Below are 16,184 nucleotides of genomic sequence, written 5' to 3'. Positions count from 1 at the left end.
ACCGTGGTGTTCGATTCCAAGCGATTCGACCTTCAGCCGTACACCGGTTTCGACATGTCCCGTTATGTCCGGCGGACCTCTTGCAGCTGGGAGGATTCCGGCTGGGAGTCGCTGCTCGTCCAGCGGTTCGAGCACGTTCCGGTCGCCGAGGACCTGCGGCTGCCCGCCGTCGCGGATCTGCATCTGATTCTGCCGCTCTCGGGGCGGGCGGTGATGGAGACCCGCGGCGAAGGCCGGTGGAACCGCCACCACTGGGGGCCGGGGCGGCTCGAACTCGCCGTACCCGGCAAGTCGTTGCTGCGCCGCTACCGCGGGGACGAGTCGATGCGCAGCCTGCAGGTGCACATCCCTGGCCCCACGGTGGAATCGGTCGCCGCGCGGCTGGGCGGCCGCGCGGTGGACCACGAGGCGATGGCGGCGTCCGTGGCCGGCGGAGATCCGATGCTCGACGAGCTGGTCCGGGCGGTCGGGAACGCGAGGGAGAACGACGACCTCTACGCCGAATCCGCGGCCGCTTTCCTCACCGTGCACCTGCTCACGCGCCACGCGCGGAAGCCGGGCCCGCCGAACGCCGGACGGGAGGACGAACGGGTCCGCGCCGCTGTCGCGATGATGCGTGACCGGCTGGGCGACCCGCTCAGCGTCGCCGAAATCGCCGGGGAAGTGCATCTGAGCGTCTACCACTTCATCCGGGTCTTCAAAGAGAAGACCGGCGAGACACCGCATCGTTTCCTCGGCGGGCTCCGTATCGAGGAGGCGCGAAGACTGCTGCGCGGCACCGATCTCCCGATCGCGCGGATCGCGGAAAGATGCGGATTCGCCACTCCCGGCGCCTTGTCGGCCGCTTTCCTGCGGCACACCGGATCGCGGCCCTCGGACTACCGCAATTCCTGATCACGGCCCCGCAATTCCGCGCATGGTGACCCCGGCCGCCCGTTTCTAGGGTGAGCCGGGTGAGTAGTTCTGGAATGCAGTCGTACGACGTCACCGCCGAATCGCCGGCGCCGCCCGCCGCGGTGTGGGCACTGTTGCTGGACGCCCGCAGCTGGCCGGTCTGGTCGCGGGTCGGGTCCCTGGAAGTCGCCGCGTCGCAAGGACTTTCCGCCGACGGGCGCGACGATGTCGGCGCGGTCCGTGCCTTCCGCACCGGCAAGACGGTCACCAAGGAGCGGATCACCGCCCTCGACCCCGAACGCCGGTTCGCCTACGAGGGGGTGGACGTCCCGGTGATGGTCGATTACCAGGCCTCGGTCGAGTTGAGCGAAATGCCCGGCGGGGGAACGCGGATCCGTTGGCACGGAACGTATCGCGTGGGCAAGGGGAACGCGTGGATCTTCCGGTGGTACCTCCGCCGCTTCATGCGGAGCATGGCGACCGGGCTCGCCGACCACGCCGGCGGCCCGGCCAGGAGGCCATGACGAGGGATCAATGCCGATGAGCGGTTTCGCGGTGGAAGCCCGCGATCATCGCTTCGGTGCTCGGGGGGTTGAAGGGCTGCCCGAGCGTGCGCATCAGTGAGTTCACGCTAGGGCGGTACATCCCGGTCTTGCAGTAACGGGATCCTTCGAAGGCGCCGACGGTGCCGCCGTCGGGGGAAGGCTTGCCGAGCCAGGCGTACCACTTGGCTTTGCGGTCCCGCATCTGCGCGGCCGTGAGCGCGGAAGCGTTGGGCTCCCGGGGTTCGCGGGCATCGCAGGTGCCGTAGTCGTACTCGTCGGCGAGCCCGCCGATGGAGTGCCCGAGTTCGTGGGCGACGATCTGGCTGGCCTGGACGTTGCCGCCCGAGGAGGTCGCGACCCCGCCGCCGGCGCCGCCGTACTTCGTGGTGTTCGCCAGCATGATGACCTGATCGACGTCCGGCGCGGCCGCGGCGTACTGGTTCGCCTTGGTTTCGTTGACGCACAACAGCCGTTCGATGCCGCCGCACCAGAAGTACGAGCCCAGCGCGGTGTTGCGCCGGATCCCCTGGGTCGGGTCGTTGGTGATGCCGGACTGCGGTGACACTACGTCGACCTGCCAGAGGTTGAACTGTTTGCGGTAGCTCTTGTACGGCTCGATGGCGAACAGCGCCGCGATGCTGGAGCGGACGTGCTGCGAGTACGTGCCCAGCTGGGTCGAGGTGTAGCCGTCACCGACGAAGACCAGGTCGAAGGTGGTCTCGCTCGGGCCGTTGGTTTCGATCGGGGTCACCGCGGCGGCGCTCGCGATCTGCTGCGGCGCGGCGGTTCTGTCCGAAACGGGCCGGGTGACGTCCACCCGGGTGATGGTTCCTCCTGGTTCGAAGGCCTCCATCGACGTCGTGAACCGGGGAGCCGCCGACGCCGTCGCGGGAACGAGTGCGGCGGCGAGGGTGGCGGTCAGCGCGAACACGAGACAGGCGCGTCGCATGCGTACTCCTTGCGGGGAGGGTGGGGGAGCACGAAAAACGATCCCGACTTTCGACGGCTTCCGGCACATCCCAAGTGGCCATAAGGTCCGCGTGATGGACGTCGAGTTACGTCACCTGCGCGTGGTGTGCGCCGTCGCCGACGCGGGCAGCATCACGCGCGCGGCGATCGAGATCGGGAGCACCCAGCCCGCGCTGACCGCCGCCGTGCAACGGATCGAGCGCGCGTTCGGCGGAACCCTGTTCGTCCGCGGGCGGGGCGGCGTCTTCCCGACGGCGTTCGGCGAATGCGTGCTCGGCCGCGCGCGGGCGGTCCTCGCCGCGGCGGACACGATGCACCACGACGCGGCACGCTGGCTGGCGGAAGGCGAAGAACGCCCTGTCGCGCTGGGTGGGATCGGCGGTTCGATGGTCGTCGAACTGGCGGACCGGCTCGGCGATTCCGGCCGGGGGCAAGCGGTTTCGGTGACCACCGAGTTCTCGCCGTCGCGGCTGCTGGATCTCGTGGCCTGCGGACAGCTCGACGCCGCCGTCGTCGCCGACTATCCCGGGCACGTCCTGCCGTCCGCGCCGGGTGTGGTTTCGCGGCCGCTGGCCACGCAACCGGTGTTCGTGGCGATCGCCGCGGACCATCCGGCCGCCGGGCACCGCGAGATCGACCTCGCCGATCTCGCCGGGGAACGGTGGGTGCTCGGACCGTCCGACGGGGCAGGCTGGCCGGAGTGCTTCGAGGAAGCCTGTGCACGGGCCGGATTCCGGCCGAAGGTCGCGCACCGGAGCACGGAACTGCGGCCGCTGCAACGCCTGATCGCGGCGGGCCGGGCGATTTCCCCTTGTCAGGTCACCTTTCCCGCCTCGCCGGGAATCGCGATCCGCGCGCTGTCGGGAGATCCGTTGTGGATGCGGTATCTGATCGCCTGGAGCGTCGAAGGCGCCTTCGGCGGGAACAGCGATGCCTTGATCGCCGCGGCCGAGGCGGCTTACCGGTCCGACACCGAAACCAGCCTCACCTATCGCCACTGGCTCGCCCGCCGCGGTGAACCGGTCGCACGGCGTGCCATCGGGTGACACCTGGTCGGGGAATTCCCCTTGTCGTGCAGTGGGTCCTAGCCTCGGATCATCTCATCGACGAAGGGTAAGAAATTGCGTCTGCGCGCCCTGCTGGCCGCTGCTGTCCTGACCATCACCACCGCTCCGGCCGCGCTCGCCGCGCCGGACGTCGCCCACGGCACCGATGTCCCACTCGGGCAGTTCGGGTTCGTCGCGAAGATCGCGATGACGAAGATCCCGCGCCCGGACGGCTCGACCTACAACAGCTACTGCACGGGTGCGCTGATCGCACCTGGCTGGGTCGTCACCACCGGGCACTGCTTCCACGACGCGCACCGCAAGCGGGTCGCGGGCAAGGTGCCGTATCCGACGATGGTGACGCTGGGCCTTGTCGACGAAGCGACCGAATCAGGCGTGGCCCGCAAGGCGACCGAAGTGTTGCAGGCGAAGGAAAACGACGTCGCCCTCATCAAACTGGACACCCCGGTGCCCACCGTGGCCCCGCTGACGGTGAACCGTGTGCTGCCGAAGGTCGGCCAGCAGTTGACGTTGGCGGGCTGGGGCAGTTTGACCGCCACGAATCCCGCTCCCGCGACCCGGATGCAGCAAGGCACCGTCCAGGTGGCGACGGTGGCGCCGTCGACGATCGGTGTCCGCGGTGCGGCGCCGTCGATCACGACCAGTGCCTGCACCTACGACTCGGGCGCGCCGTACTTCGTCCCGGGAGGCAAGAGCGGCGTCTTGGTCTCGCTGGAGGCCACCGGGCCGAATTGCCCGCACGCCGGGATCGAAACGACCTCGCGCGCGGACGTCATCGCGGACTGGATCGCCACCCATACGGGCTAGCGGACCGTTTTGGCCGGCGGAGGATCGGGTAGTGGCGTGAGCAGGAGGTAGTGCGATGACGAGTGCTCGAATGACCGCGCCTCCGGCGCCGCCGGACCCCATGCCGCCGGATCCCGGGGTCCCCGATCCCGGGATCCCCGAACCGGTGCCGGATCCGGGCAAACCTGAGCCGGTCCCGGACCCCGGGGTGCCCGAACGGCTCCCCGAGCCGGGACCGGACCGTCCGTTGCCGGATCCCGGGAGTCCGCCGGAAACCGAGCCGGGGCCTGCCGGGCTCAGAGGGTGAACGCGAGCCAGAGCGCGAGCCAGGCGCAGGCCGCGACCGCGACGACGACCGCGAACACCCGCAGACCGGCGGTGGCGATCCGGAGCGACGCGGTGCCGTCGTGCTGACGGTGGTGCTGTCGGTGATTGCCCATGGTGCCGCCCTCCTTTCAAGATCACCTTCCGCCGTCCGCGTGTTCTCCGCAGCGGGGATGGGCCAGCCGGGTGACCCCATCCGGGTGAGGGGTGGTCGTGAGGCTTCGTCAGAGCCAGCCGTTGTGGGCGGCGAACACCCCCAGCTGAAACCTGCTGGAGACGCCCGCGCGGTCCATCAGGGTTTCGAGATAGCGGAACAGGGTGCGCCTGCTGACGCCGAGCGAGGCGGCGATCTCGTCGTCCTTGAGCCCGGCGGCGAGCAGGATCAGCAGCTGTCGCTCGATCGGCCGGATCGGCTGCTCGGCCGTCCGTCCTTGCCGGTCGAGCGGGAGCGCCGCGGCCCAGGACGTTTCGAACAGTCCCTCCAGCGCGGAGAAGAGGCTGCACGGGCGCACGACGACGATGGACTGGTTGCGATCGGCCTCGCGGATGGTCAAGGCGATGGTGGCCGCACGGTCGTCGAAGAGCGTCAGTTTCACCGGGAGTTCGGTCAGGAGGCGTGCCTGTTCGCCCGCCCGCAGGCATGGCAGGATGTTCTCGGCGAGATAGCCGGGATCGCCGAACGACGCTCCACTGTAGACACAGCGGTAGGTGATCCCGCGCCGAAGTTGCTCCTCCTCCAGCAGATTCCTGCGGCCACCGGTGAAGTACGGCGGGGAATCGAGACGGCGCACCTGATGCCGCACGGTGGTCGCGAGCTGCCGCAGCCTGGGGATGATGGCGTCGCCGGTGACCACTTCGAGCAGGTCCTGCGCGTTCGGCATCCCCGAATGCGCCCGGCGGAAGGCGCGATACGCGGTCTGGACCGCGAGCCGCGCGTCGTGCAGCTCGGCCTGCCGCCGCGTGGTCAGCGCCGTCAGCGCTTCGCTGGGGTTCGCGGGGAGGAACTCGGCCCCGTCCACTCCGGACGGCACCGCGAGTCCGGCGTCGGCCAGCTCTTTCAGTGCAGGCCGGACCGTCTCCGCGTCGTCCAGGCCCTCGGCGGTGACGGGTGCGGACTCGAGCATCCGGAGATAGATCCGGGCGGCGGCCTCGCCGACGCCGAGTCTGATCAGCTGCGCGGCGAGGCCGTCCGAGGACACGCTTAGATGCCCGAAGTGTTGCGGATCCAGGTGCGGTTCGCCGAGATCGCGGTGTGCGTCGAGCTGTCCACCTTGTTGCCGGCGATGTGCACGCCGACCTGCTTGCCGCCGACGAAAACCGGCCCGCCCGAGTCACCGCCGTTGGTCAGTCCGTTGCCCCGGCGCGCCTTGATCAGTCCATTCCCGACACTGGTCACCGTCATCCGGGCGACCTTGAGGTAGCGCTGCAGGTCACCGTCTTCGTTGTAACCCCAGCCATAAACGTATTCGGTGTCTCCGACGGCGACGGAGGTACCAAGGGACGCATAGGTCGTGCTCACCGACCGGTCAAGCCGCAGCAGCGCGATGTCGGCGCCGCTGGAGGGCGTGTAGATGTCGGCCACCACGGCGTACGTCCCGGCCTGGTGGTCGACATCGCCCACCCGCACCGAGTATTCGGCGCCGGGTTCGTCGACGCAGTGCTCGGCGGTGAGCACCCAGCGGGCACCGATGATCGAACCGGAGCACCACTGCCGGCCGTTCTGTTCGATCATGGCCGCCCACGGGCCGGATTGGGCGTATTCGCCGTCGATGATGGGGGCCGCGCCGGCGGCCGGAGCGACCGTCGTGAGCCCGGCCGCGCACAGCAGGGCGGTGAGGAGACCTCGGATACGCATGAGTGCCTTCCAATGCAGGGGAATCGGGGAAAGCGGCGGATCATCCGTTCACGGCCGCGGCGGATCACCAGGGATCGCCCGGCCGGATCCGTTACCGGTTTCCCATGCTAGGCAGGCGGATACGGCGGTCGATAGCGACTAAAGACGGGAGAAGGCCGCACGGCATCTGGGCTTTCGGCACGACAGTGCCGATGGCACCGATGTGTCACGGCGACGCTTCACCAGCGTCCTCAAGGAGGCCTTCACGGACAGGGATCTATTGAGGGGTAAGGCAAGCGTGTCGTGTCTCGGGCGAGACGGTGGGGCTGGGTGACGCGACGTCGCACTCGCGTGCTCAGACCCGGATCTCGCGTGTTCAAAGACGTAACTCGCGTGTTCAGACTCCGCACACCCGAGTGCGGCATCCAGGCACGCGAGTCACGTCCCCAAGCACGCGAGTCACGCCTTGTCGGCCGGTCGGCCGCCGAGGTCACAGCCGTCCCACTGTCACCAGGGACCACATCGGACGGTAGCGAAAGCCTCCTTCGCTACCCTCAGAGTAGGCAAAGAGGCCCTCACTGCCAGGAGAACGCCTACGCAGGAGCGACACCGGCCCCACGCCACGACACGTTTGACTTACCCCTCAATAACTCGCGGTCATCGACGACGGGGCTTGGGATCGAGTAGTTCCTCGGCGAGGAGAATGGCCCGGTCCGAAAGCGTGACGGACAGTCGCTCAACCGAATCGCCGATCCGGCCCGCTTCCCGGCGCACGCCCTCGCCTACAGGCTTGCTGTGCCGATCGGCGAGTCCCGCGAGCCTGCTCCCGGAGACCAGGACCAGATCGGCGAGGCGCTCGCCGAGTTCGGTCAGCCGGTTCGCCGTCCTGCCCGCGCGCCGGGCCACGAGGTCCCCGGTCTCCCGTCGCAGCTCCCGGACGGCGGACCTCGACTCGGTTGTCGTCCCAGTGAGCGCGGACTTCAGGGTTTTCGTCACGTCCATCAGGAATCGACCTCCACGCGGATTGCCTGATTTGAGTGTACAGCCGTACTCCGAGTAAACGGAACATGCAGTTCGCGTTCCGTTGCTGCATAAGAAATAAGCCGAGCACCGGTGAACGGTCGTGGGCTGAATGTCAAACCCCAGGGATCACCCGGGCCCGCCCACAAGGCAGGCAGTCGCAAAATTTCTGAAACATGTCAACTTCTTGCATTCTGTCCCCGGTTTGTTGCATGCTCGTACGGCTCTGGCTCCCTCCCCGCCGTCTCAAAGAAGAGAAGACGCCATGACACGTATGCGCCTGTCCCGGCTCATCGCCGGTTTCCTGGTCACGGGGCTTTCCGTCGCCGGACTCTCCCTCGCTTCCGCCGCGAGCGGGCCACCTCCCGATCCCGCCGCCCCACCAGGGCCCGCCGCGCTCGCCGAGGTGCCGTTGACCCGCACGGTGTCGGCGAGCAGCGCGCTGCCGGGTTACCCCGTCGCGAACGCCGTCGACGGAAATCAGGAGAGCTACTGGGAATCCGCCAACAACGCGTTCCCGCAGTGGATCCAGGCCGACCTCGGCGCGGCCAAAACCCTCTCGCGGATCGTGCTGAAACTGCCGTCGGGCTGGGAATCCCGGACGCAGACGCTGGCCGTGCGCGGGAGCACCGACGGCGCGGCGTTCACCGACCTCGCCGCACCGGTCGGCTACACCTTCACCCCCGGCTCGAACACGGTCACGATCTCGATGACCGCGTCGGCCCGCTACGTGCGGCTGCAGGTCACCGCGAACACGCGGTGGCCGGCCGCGCAGCTCGCGGAGTTCGAGCTGTACGGACCGGACACCGGTGACACGCAGGCGCCGAGCGCGCCCGCGAGCCTCGCGCTGACCGAGCCCGCCGCCGGGCAGATCCGGCTGAGCTGGGCGGCCTCGGCCGACAACGTCGGGGTCACCGGATACACCGTCTACCGCGACGGCACGCCGGTCACCACGATCACCGGCACCACCTTCACCGAGGCCAGGCCCACCGGGACGCGGGTCGAGTATTTCGTGCGCGCCAAGGACGCGGCGGGCAACGAATCCGGCGACAGCAACCACGTCGTGCGCTCCGGGACGAGCGCGGGCGCGAACCTGGCGGCGGGCAAACCGATCGAGGCCACCTCGGCGGTCCACTCGTTCGTTCCCGCCAACGCCAACGACAACAACACCGCGACGTACTGGGAATCCGCCGCGGGCTACCCGAACTCGCTGACGGTGAAGCTCGGGACCGACGCGGACGTCGACTCGGTCGTGGTGAAACTCAACCCGGACGCGATTTGGGGCGCGCGGGCACAGAACTTCGAGATTCTCGGCCGCACGCAGGGCGCCACCGCGTTCACCGCTCTGTCGGCGCGGGCGGATCACCGCTTCGACCCGGCCACCAACCAGAACTCGGTGGTCATCCCGGTCAGCGGACGTGCGTCGGACGTGCGCTTGCAGTTCTTCGCCAACTCCGGTGCGCCAGGCGGCCAGGTCGCGGAATTCCAGGTGATCGGCACCCCCGCGCCGAACCCGAACCTGGTCGTGACAGGCACGAGCTGGACGCCCGCGAACCCGACGGAGACCAGCGAGCTCACCGTGTCGGCGACGGTGAAGAACATCGGCACCGCGAACGCGGGCGCGACGACGGTGAACGCCGCCCTCGGCGGAACCGTCGTCGGCGAAGCGGCGGTCGGGGCCCTCGCGGCAGGCGCGTCCACCACGGTGACCGTCGACGCGGGAACGCGGCCGCAGGGCGCGTATACCGTGGCCGCCACCGTCGACCCGGCCGGCACGGTGCCCGAGCAGAACGAAACCGACAACACCTACACCTCGCCGACGCCGCTGGTCGTCGCGCAGTCGCCGGGTCCCGACCTCGAGGTCACCGGCATCACCTCGAACCCGCCCAACCCGTCGGCCGGTTCGGCGGTGTCGTTCACCGTCGCGGTGCACAACCGCGGCACGAGCGGCGCGGGTGCTTCGGTGACCCGGCTGGCCGTCGGCGGCACCACGCTGACCGGCGCCACCGGCGCGATCGAGGCGGGAGCCACCGCGAACGTCGCGATCTCGGGCACGTGGACCGCCGCAGACGGAGGGGCGACCTTGACCGCGACGGCCGACGCGACCGGCACGGTCACGGAGACCAACGAGGCCAACAACGCCCTCTCACGGGCGATCGTGGTTGGCCGCGGCGCGGCGGTCCCGTACGTCGAGTACGAGGCGGAAACCGCGCAGTACCAAGGAGAACTGCTGGTGGCGGATCCGCTGCGCACCTTCGGCCACACGAACTTCGCGACCGAGTCCTCCGGCCGGAAGTCCGTGCGGCTGGCGAATCAGGGTCAGTACGTGGAGTTCACGTCGGCGAACCAGGCGAACTCCATCGTCGTGCGCAACTCCATCCCCGACGCCCCCGGCGGTGGCGGGCAGGACGCGACGATCAGCCTGTACGTCAACGGGACGTTCGCGCAGAAGCTGACGCTGTCGTCCAAGCACAGCTGGCTCTACGGCAGCACCGACGATCCCGAAGGCCTGACCAACACCCCGCAGGCCAACGCGCGGCGGCTGTTCGACGAGTCGCACGCGTTGCTGTCGCAGTCGTATCCGCCGGGCACGAAGTTCAAGCTGCAGCGGGACAGCGGTGACAACGCGGCGTTCTACATCGTCGACCTCATCGATCTCGAGCAGGTCGCCCCGGCGTCGGGGAAGCCCGCGAACTGCACGTCGATCACTGAGTACGGCGCGGCGCCGAACGACGGGAACGACGATTCGGCGGCGATCCAGCGCGCGGTGACCGACGACCAGAACGGCGTGATCGGCTGTGTCTGGATCCCGGCTGGGCAGTGGCGGCAGGAGAAGAAGATCCTGACCGACGACCCGAACGTGCCCAACGGCGGCGGCCAGTACAACCAGATCGGCATCTCCAACGTGACGATCCGCGGCGCCGGGATGTGGCATTCGCAGCTGTACTCGCTGACGGAGCCGCAGAACGCGGGCGGCATCAACCATCCGCACGAGGGCAATTTCGGGTTCGACATCGACAAGAACACCCAGATCTCCGACATCGCCATCTTCGGTTCCGGCCGGATCCGCGGCGGTGACGGCGGCGCGGAAGGCGGCGTCGGTCTCAACGGCCGGTTCGGCACCGGCACGAAGATCTCGAACGTGTGGATCGAGCACGCCAACGTGGGTGTGTGGGTCGGCCGGGACTACACCAACCTCCCGGCGCTCTGGGGCCCGGGCGACGGCCTCGAGTTCAGCGGTATGCGGATCCGGAACACCTATGCCGACGGTATCAACTTCACCAACGGCACCCGGAACTCGAAGGTGTTCAACTCTTCGTTCCGTACCACCGGTGACGACTCGCTCGCGGTGTGGGCGAACCAGTACGTGAAGGACCCGTCGCAGGACATCGCGCACGACAACGTGTTCGCCAACAACACGATCCAGCTTCCCTGGCGTGCCAACGGGATCGCGATCTACGGCGGCTACGGCAACAAGATCGAGAACAACGTCGTCCACGACACGATGAACTACCCGGGCATCATGCTGGCGACGGATCACGATCCGCTGCCGTTCTCCGGGCAGACGCTCATCGCGAACAACGCCCTGTACCGCTGCGGCGGTGTGTTCTGGGGCGAGCAGCAGGAGTTCGGCGCGATCACGTTCTTCGCGCAGAGCAAGGACATTCCCGGGGTCGTCCTGCGCGATACGGAGATCCACGACTCGACCTACGACGGCATCCAGTTCAAGACGGGTGGCGGCGTCGTGACCGCGGCCGTGACGAACGTCAAGATCGACAAGTCGAACAACGGGGCGGGCATCCTCGCGATGAGTGGCGCTCGCGGCAGCGCGACCTTGACGAACGTGACGATCACGAATTCGGCGGGCGGCGACGTCGTCCGTGAGCCGGGATCGCAGTTCGTGATCAACGGCGGACCGGTGCCGGCGGTGGTCTCGTCGGGCCGCCGCGGTACGAGGTAAGGAAAGTCGTCAGGGGCCGGAGCGGGCGACCGCTCCGGCCTCTTTCATGTCCGGGGGCTCAACCCTGCCACGGCCAGCCGGAACAGCCGGTTCGCCTGCGCGGCCGGATCCGGGTGATGCTCGGTGGCCAGGACGATGCCGACGATCATCGTGATCAGATCCGCCACGGTGACCTCCGGCGCCACCACGCCGTCCCGGGCGGCCTGCCGGAGCAGCGGGCTTCCGGCTTCCTCGATGGCGGCGGAACAGGAGTTCTCGTGGGTCGGGCCGTCGTAGGCGAGTGCGGCCGCCAGGCCACGGGCGGAGACACAGTAGGTGACGACCTCGTCGAGCCAGGTCAGGAGCGCCTTCCGGCTGTCGTCCTCGCCGGTCAGTTCGGCGGCGCGGGTGCACAGCGCCGCGATCCGTTTCGCGGAGACCGCTTCCAGCAGGGCCCGGCGAGTGGGGAAGTGGCGGCGCACGGTCGCCGAGCCGACGTTGGCGGTGCGCGCTATCTGCTCCAAGGAGGCGCTGGAGCCGTGGGCCGCCACCTCCTCCTCGGCCACCGCGAGGATGCGCGCGTAATTGCGCCGTGCGTCGGCGCGTTGGCCGTCGGACATGTCTTCACCTCGGTGTTTGCGTAAATGGCGGGCCCCGCCATATGGTAGCGGACGACAAATGGCGGGCCCCGCCACTTAGCTGTCCGAAGGAGCGAACATGTCCTCAGCACCTGTTTTGGTCACCGGTGCCACTGGCAGGCAGGGTGGTGCGACCGCCCGTGCCCTGCTCGCGGCCGGCGTTCCCGTCCGCGCGCTGGTGCGTGACCCGGCCAGGGCGAAGGCCGTCGAGACACTCGGCGCCGAACTCGTCGTCGGCGATCTGCACGACATCGATTCCGTGATCCGGGCGGCCAAGGGTGCCCGCGCCGTCTTCTCGGTGCAGATGCCCGGCGTGAGCGCGGAAGGGTTCGACTTCGCCGGGGAAGTGACCCAGGGCGTCAACCTCATCGAAGCCGCGAAAGCGGCCGGAGTGCCGCAGTTCGTGCACACCTCGGTTTCGGGGGCCGGCCAGCACGTCGACGCGGACGGATGGGCCGACGGGCGCTGGAGTGCGATGGAGCCCACGCTGGGCGCCAAGGCGGCGATCCAGGACCGTCTCCGCGAGGCGGGCTTTCCGCAGTGGACCCTGCTCAAGCCGGGCTTCTTCATGGAGAACTTCCTGCCCGACATGAAGTTCCTGTTCCCGCGCGGGGTCGACGGCGGCCTGGTGAGCGTCATCAAGCCGTCGACTTCCCTCTCGCTGGCCGCAGTCGACGACATCGGCATCGCGGCCGCCGCGGCCATCGCCGAACCGGAGCGGTTCTCGGGCGTCGAACTCGAGCTCGCGAGCGACTTCCTGACCATGGCGGAGATCGCCGCGGTCCTTTCCGAAGTACTGGGCACGCGGCTGCCTGCCCCGGATATGACCGTGGAGCGGGCGGTCGCCGCCGGGATGCCGCCGATGGGCGCCTCGCATGAGTGGTTGAACGTGATCGGCCAGCCGGGGCGGCCGGGATACGCGCGAGAGCTCGGCATCCCGCTCACCGACTTCGCCACCTGGGCGCGGAAGTACCTCGCGTAGCGCGTGATCGTTTGACAAAGCGGAACGCCGCTCCGTATGTTTGTGGAACAGCGCTCCGCTTATCGCGGGGTCGTCACGCAAAGGGGAAAACTCACTATGAGCACACCTGTTGTTTCGATCGCCCCGTTAGTCCTGTCGACGCCGGATCGGGCCGTGGACCTGCAGCTGCGGATCTCCGCGCCGATGACCGGAGGCGAGCTGCCGGTCATCCTGCTGTCGCACGGCCAAGGTCCGTCGAACCATCTCTCGTCGCTGAACGGCTACGCCCCGCTCGTGAACTACTGGGCGGCGCACGGCTTCGTCGTCATCCAGCCCACGCATCTGAGCTCGCGGACACTGAACCTGCCGTCCGGCGACCCGGAAGCGCCGCTGTACCAGCGGTCCAGAGCCGAGGACATGATCCGGATCCTCGACCGGTTCGACGAGATCGAGGACGTCGTCCCCTTTCTGCGAGGGCGGCTGGATCGGGCCAGGATCGCCGTGGCCGGGCATTCGATGGGCGGGCACACCGCGAGCCTTCTGCTGGGCGCGCGGTACACCGATCCCCGCGGCGGTGAGGAGGTCGACCTCGCCGAGCCTCGGATCTCGGCCGGTGTCCTGCTCGCCGCGCCCGGCCGCGGTGGCGACGCCGTCACCGAATTCGTGGCCGAGAACTACACCTTCTTCCTCAGCGCCGACTTCTCCGCGATGACGACGCCCGCGCTCGTCGTCGCGGGGGAGAAGGACGCCTCCACCCATCTGACGGTTCGCGGTCCGGAATGGCATACCGACCCGTACTTCCTTTCGCCGGGCCGCAAGACGCTCCTCACCCTGATCGACGCGGAGCATGGGCTCGGCGGGGTTTCCGGCTACGACGTCGCCGAGACGACGGACGAGAACCCCGAGCGCGTGGCCGCGGTGCAGCGCCTGACCTGGGCGTACCTTCGCTCCGAGCTTTACCAGGGAGACAGCGCCTGGCAGGTGGCGTGCGAGGAGCTGGCCGCGGCGCCGGATCCGCTCGGCCGGGTCGAGACGAAGGATTGAGGGAAGTGATCGGGTTCGTCAGAGCACCGGGATCTCCGCCCACACCGTTTTGTATCCGGTGCCGGTGTTCACGCCCCACTGCGTGCTGATCGCCTCGACCAGCTCCAACCCTCGTCCGCGGGGGCTTGTCGGATCCTGTTTGGCGACGCGGCGCGGCCGCAGGAGCGGACGGTGGTCGTCGACTTCCACGCGGACGACCTCCCTGTCCGAGGGCAGGGAGACCCTGAGTTCGCAGACGCCGTTCGCGTGTTCGTGCGCGTTCGTGACCAGTTCGGTGGTCAGCAGTTCGGTGTCCGCGATGGTGGTGCTGCCGACCTCGCCGAGCTGCTCTCGCAGCCAGGCCCGTACCTTTCCCAAAGGCGGGGCGATACCGGCGGGGAATTCGTAAGCCTGCCGTGTTCTTGTGATACCCACGCGTGTCTCCTTAGCGGGTTTCCCAGCTTGGCCAAGAGCATGGGTGCAGTCTGGGGATACCCAAGGAGAGTCGCGTTCACACGCGGGAAGGTCCGGCGATCGCGGTGACCCTGATCTCGACCCGCATTTTCCGCGCGCCGAGGGCGGGGACGCCGATCTCCGTCCAGATCGGCGCGCGGTCGCCCATGCGCTCGCGGAACTGCTCGACCATCACGCGGTTGTGGACCTCGCCGATGAAACCAGGCGTTTCCGGGACGTGGTACGAGTTCACGGCGATCACATCGCGCCAGGTCGCGCCGGCGGTGGCGAGGGTCCGCTCGACGTTCTCGAAGGCCCGGACGATTTCCTCCTCCAGGTCCTCGGGGAAGCTCAAGTCGTCGTCCCAGCCTCCCTGTCCCGAGATCTCGATGCGATCGCCGACGCGCACCGCCTGGCTGTAGCGCATCTCGGCGAGTTGACGGTCGCCGTATCCGGGAGTGGCGAAGAACTCCGGCTGGGCCATGGTGGATCCTCTCGTTGACTTCACGCTTGAAGTCAACGTAGCACGGTTTGACTTCATGTGTGAAGTCGTCTGGTTCTGGGTAAGGTTCCGCCATGGCCACCCCGGACCCGGACGAAGCGCTGTGGCTGACCCCTGCCGAAAAAGAGGCCTGGACCGGCCTGGTCTCCTTGGTCCTCCTGCTGCCGGGGCGGCTGGAGTCGCCGTTGCAGCACGACGCCGGGCTGACGTTGTTCGAATATCTGACCCTCAGTCATATTTCCGAGGCCCCGGAGCGACGGCTGCGGATGAGCGAACTGGCCTACCTCGCGAACGGCTCGCTCTCGCGTCTGTCCAATGTGGTCAAACGCTTCGAGCAGCGGGGCTGGGTGGAGAGGACTCCCGACCCGAGTGACGGCCGGTACACCCTCGCCGTGCTCACGGACGACGGCTACGAAGTCGTGGTCGCGGCGGCGCCAACGCACGTCCGTTCGGTGCGGGATCTCGTCCTCGACCCCTTGACCGCGGAGGATCAGCAGGCGCTGGCCCGCATTGCCGCGAAACTGCGGACACGGCCGGTCGATCTCGCCTAGGTTTCAGTACTTCGAGGCAGTCGATTGTGCGCGCGAAGGTACCTTGTGCCCGCGTTCCGGACTCTGGTCCTCTGTCAGGGTTCATTCACGCGAAGAGGGGGAACTCTCGTGTTCAAGAAAGTATTCGCCGTCCTGTCGGTGTTTTCGATGGCACTCCTGGGTGTCGCGGGAACCGCGCACGCCGGGATCGTGCAATGGTCCGACGGTTACGAATCGAATCCCCATGGCGTCTGGGAGCGGGGAATCCAGGGCGGTGACGGGCATTCCTGGTTCGACATCGGCATGGGAGTGGCGCGGACCGGCAACAACAACGGCTGGCTCTTCGCGGACAACGGCTGGTCGGCGATGAGGACCGCGAAGTCGCTCAGCGGTTTCCCGTCGAATCGATCGAATTGTGCCGCGGCGATCCACGCCGACCCGGTCGGCGGCGGGGCGAACATCGGCCTCGAGATCTGGGATCCCAACGGCTGGCGGAAAATCTCCCACACGGTGAAGTGGATCGACGACCGCGCGGGCTATCAGCTCATCGCGCTGCCCAATCTCAATCTGAACGGCGTGGGTACCGTCTATCTCCAGCCGATCTACGGCAACAACGGCGGACCGGCGAAGTACATCCGCTTGGACGACGCGATCATCCAGTGCGTCTACTGACCGGGCGCCACAAGGGAGCCCGATGT

The 16,184-nt window shown here is 68.2% G+C and carries 18 protein-coding genes; 10 read left to right on the top strand and 8 right to left on the bottom strand.

Annotation, left to right across the window (positions count from 1 at the left end; translation table 11 throughout):
* The first annotated feature begins 3 nt into the window (after positions 1 to 3).
* Both ACLJO0_RS36155 and ACLJO0_RS36150 read left to right on the top strand, forming a co-directional pair.
* A complete protein-coding gene (locus ACLJO0_RS36155; RefSeq protein ID WP_410583656.1) occupies positions 4 to 894 on the top strand; it encodes a helix-turn-helix domain-containing protein in 891 nt (296 codons plus the stop codon).
* 74 nt (positions 895 to 968) lie between these two features.
* Positions 969 to 1,418, top strand: coding sequence for an SRPBCC family protein (locus ACLJO0_RS36150; protein ID WP_410584002.1), 450 nt, complete (start codon positions 969 to 971; stop codon positions 1,416 to 1,418).
* A gap of 7 nt (positions 1,419 to 1,425) precedes the next feature.
* Here the strand turns inward: ACLJO0_RS36150 and ACLJO0_RS36145 are convergent, their stop codons facing one another.
* Positions 1,426 to 2,388 (bottom strand): M64 family metallopeptidase, encoded by a 963-nt coding sequence (locus ACLJO0_RS36145; RefSeq protein ID WP_410583654.1) that lies wholly within the window; start codon positions 2,386 to 2,388, stop codon positions 1,426 to 1,428.
* A 94-nt stretch (positions 2,389 to 2,482) separates the two neighbouring features.
* On the opposite strand from ACLJO0_RS36145, the gene ACLJO0_RS36140 reads away from it, so the two are divergent.
* The 3 genes from ACLJO0_RS36140 (at position 2,483) to ACLJO0_RS36130 (ending at position 4,568) form a co-directional block, all read left to right on the top strand.
* Positions 2,483 to 3,454 (top strand): LysR family transcriptional regulator, encoded by a 972-nt coding sequence (locus ACLJO0_RS36140; protein ID WP_410583653.1) that lies wholly within the window; start codon positions 2,483 to 2,485, stop codon positions 3,452 to 3,454.
* 75 nt (positions 3,455 to 3,529) lie between these two features.
* Positions 3,530 to 4,282 (top strand): S1 family peptidase, encoded by a 753-nt coding sequence (locus ACLJO0_RS36135; RefSeq protein ID WP_410583652.1) that lies wholly within the window; start codon positions 3,530 to 3,532, stop codon positions 4,280 to 4,282.
* A gap of 55 nt (positions 4,283 to 4,337) precedes the next feature.
* A complete protein-coding gene (locus ACLJO0_RS36130; protein ID WP_410583650.1) occupies positions 4,338 to 4,568 on the top strand; it encodes a hypothetical protein in 231 nt (76 codons plus the stop codon).
* Here ACLJO0_RS36130 and ACLJO0_RS36125 read toward each other — a convergent pair.
* From ACLJO0_RS36125 to ACLJO0_RS36110, 4 genes are all read right to left on the bottom strand, one after another.
* On the bottom strand, positions 4,558 to 4,701 hold the full coding sequence (locus ACLJO0_RS36125) for a hypothetical protein (RefSeq protein WP_199749009.1): 144 nt from the start codon (positions 4,699 to 4,701) through the stop codon (positions 4,558 to 4,560). The genes ACLJO0_RS36130 and ACLJO0_RS36125 overlap by 11 nt on opposite strands.
* 108 nt (positions 4,702 to 4,809) lie before the next feature.
* Positions 4,810 to 5,784 (bottom strand): helix-turn-helix transcriptional regulator, encoded by a 975-nt coding sequence (locus ACLJO0_RS36120; protein WP_410583648.1) that lies wholly within the window; start codon positions 5,782 to 5,784, stop codon positions 4,810 to 4,812.
* A gap of 2 nt (positions 5,785 to 5,786) precedes the next feature.
* On the bottom strand, positions 5,787 to 6,440 hold the full coding sequence (locus ACLJO0_RS36115) for a S1 family peptidase (protein ID WP_410583647.1): 654 nt from the start codon (positions 6,438 to 6,440) through the stop codon (positions 5,787 to 5,789).
* A gap of 636 nt (positions 6,441 to 7,076) precedes the next feature.
* Positions 7,077 to 7,421 carry a hypothetical protein gene (locus ACLJO0_RS36110; protein ID WP_410583646.1) on the bottom strand — a complete coding sequence of 115 codons (345 nt, stop codon included), beginning with the start codon at positions 7,419 to 7,421 and terminating at the stop codon, positions 7,077 to 7,079.
* 283 nt (positions 7,422 to 7,704) lie between these two features.
* Here ACLJO0_RS36110 and ACLJO0_RS36105 point away from each other — a divergent pair, with 283 nt between their 5' ends.
* Positions 7,705 to 11,400, top strand: a complete 3,696-nt coding sequence (locus ACLJO0_RS36105; RefSeq protein WP_410583644.1) for a CARDB domain-containing protein — start codon at positions 7,705 to 7,707, stop codon at positions 11,398 to 11,400.
* Between the two features lie 44 nt (positions 11,401 to 11,444).
* On the opposite strand, the gene ACLJO0_RS36100 is transcribed toward ACLJO0_RS36105, so the two are convergent.
* Complete coding sequence (locus ACLJO0_RS36100) at positions 11,445 to 11,999, bottom strand: TetR/AcrR family transcriptional regulator (protein ID WP_410583643.1); 555 nt, start codon at positions 11,997 to 11,999, stop codon at positions 11,445 to 11,447.
* Positions 12,000 to 12,096: 97 nt separating this feature from the next.
* On the opposite strand from ACLJO0_RS36100, the gene ACLJO0_RS36095 reads away from it, so the two are divergent.
* Together ACLJO0_RS36095 and ACLJO0_RS36090 are read left to right on the top strand one after the other, a co-directional pair.
* Entirely contained in the window at positions 12,097 to 12,999 is a 903-nt protein-coding gene (locus tag ACLJO0_RS36095; RefSeq protein ID WP_410583642.1) for an NmrA/HSCARG family protein, read from the top strand.
* A gap of 96 nt (positions 13,000 to 13,095) precedes the next feature.
* A complete protein-coding gene (locus ACLJO0_RS36090; protein WP_410583641.1) occupies positions 13,096 to 14,022 on the top strand; it encodes an alpha/beta hydrolase family protein in 927 nt (308 codons plus the stop codon).
* 18 nt (positions 14,023 to 14,040) lie between these two features.
* On the opposite strand, the gene ACLJO0_RS36085 is transcribed toward ACLJO0_RS36090, so the two are convergent.
* Together ACLJO0_RS36085 and ACLJO0_RS36080 are read right to left on the bottom strand one after the other, a co-directional pair.
* Positions 14,041 to 14,436 carry an ATP-binding protein gene (locus tag ACLJO0_RS36085; RefSeq protein WP_410583640.1) on the bottom strand — a complete coding sequence of 132 codons (396 nt, stop codon included), beginning with the start codon at positions 14,434 to 14,436 and terminating at the stop codon, positions 14,041 to 14,043.
* A gap of 76 nt (positions 14,437 to 14,512) precedes the next feature.
* Positions 14,513 to 14,938 (bottom strand): Rid family hydrolase, encoded by a 426-nt coding sequence (locus ACLJO0_RS36080; protein WP_410583639.1) that lies wholly within the window; start codon positions 14,936 to 14,938, stop codon positions 14,513 to 14,515.
* A gap of 92 nt (positions 14,939 to 15,030) precedes the next feature.
* On the opposite strand from ACLJO0_RS36080, the gene ACLJO0_RS36075 reads away from it, so the two are divergent.
* Positions 15,031 to 15,507: a MarR family winged helix-turn-helix transcriptional regulator gene (locus ACLJO0_RS36075; protein ID WP_396564356.1), complete on the top strand. Its 477-nt coding sequence runs from the start codon at positions 15,031 to 15,033 to the stop codon at positions 15,505 to 15,507.
* 108 nt (positions 15,508 to 15,615) lie between these two features.
* The gene (locus ACLJO0_RS36070) at positions 15,616 to 16,158 is read left to right on the top strand and encodes a hypothetical protein (protein ID WP_410583637.1); all 543 of its coding nucleotides are present in this window, start codon (positions 15,616 to 15,618) and stop codon (positions 16,156 to 16,158) included.
* Positions 16,159 to 16,184 lie beyond the last annotated feature (26 nt).

It is taken from the genome of Amycolatopsis sp. lyj-108 (assembly GCF_046549005.1).
GTDB lineage: Bacteria > Actinomycetota > Actinomycetes > Mycobacteriales > Pseudonocardiaceae > Amycolatopsis.
This window is presented reverse-complemented; position numbering and strand designations above follow the sequence as displayed.

Coding starts and splice junctions, on each gene's coding strand:
- ACLJO0_RS36100 (WP_410583643.1), bottom strand. CDS start 11,999: ATGTCCGACGGCCAACGCGCCGACGCACGGCGCAATTACGCGCGCATC.
- ACLJO0_RS36105 (WP_410583644.1), top strand. CDS start 7,705: ATGACACGTATGCGCCTGTCCCGGCTCATCGCCGGTTTCCTGGTCACG.
- ACLJO0_RS36110 (WP_410583646.1), bottom strand. CDS start 7,421: ATGGACGTGACGAAAACCCTGAAGTCCGCGCTCACTGGGACGACAACC.
- ACLJO0_RS36145 (WP_410583654.1), bottom strand. CDS start 2,388: ATGCGACGCGCCTGTCTCGTGTTCGCGCTGACCGCCACCCTCGCCGCC.
- ACLJO0_RS36075 (WP_396564356.1), top strand. CDS start 15,031: ATGGCCACCCCGGACCCGGACGAAGCGCTGTGGCTGACCCCTGCCGAA.
- ACLJO0_RS36080 (WP_410583639.1), bottom strand. CDS start 14,938: ATGGCCCAGCCGGAGTTCTTCGCCACTCCCGGATACGGCGACCGTCAA.
- ACLJO0_RS36130 (WP_410583650.1), top strand. CDS start 4,338: ATGACGAGTGCTCGAATGACCGCGCCTCCGGCGCCGCCGGACCCCATG.
- ACLJO0_RS36090 (WP_410583641.1), top strand. CDS start 13,096: ATGAGCACACCTGTTGTTTCGATCGCCCCGTTAGTCCTGTCGACGCCG.
- ACLJO0_RS36095 (WP_410583642.1), top strand. CDS start 12,097: ATGTCCTCAGCACCTGTTTTGGTCACCGGTGCCACTGGCAGGCAGGGT.
- ACLJO0_RS36140 (WP_410583653.1), top strand. CDS start 2,483: ATGGACGTCGAGTTACGTCACCTGCGCGTGGTGTGCGCCGTCGCCGAC.
- ACLJO0_RS36115 (WP_410583647.1), bottom strand. CDS start 6,440: ATGCGTATCCGAGGTCTCCTCACCGCCCTGCTGTGCGCGGCCGGGCTC.
- ACLJO0_RS36125 (WP_199749009.1), bottom strand. CDS start 4,701: ATGGGCAATCACCGACAGCACCACCGTCAGCACGACGGCACCGCGTCG.
- ACLJO0_RS36150 (WP_410584002.1), top strand. CDS start 969: ATGCAGTCGTACGACGTCACCGCCGAATCGCCGGCGCCGCCCGCCGCG.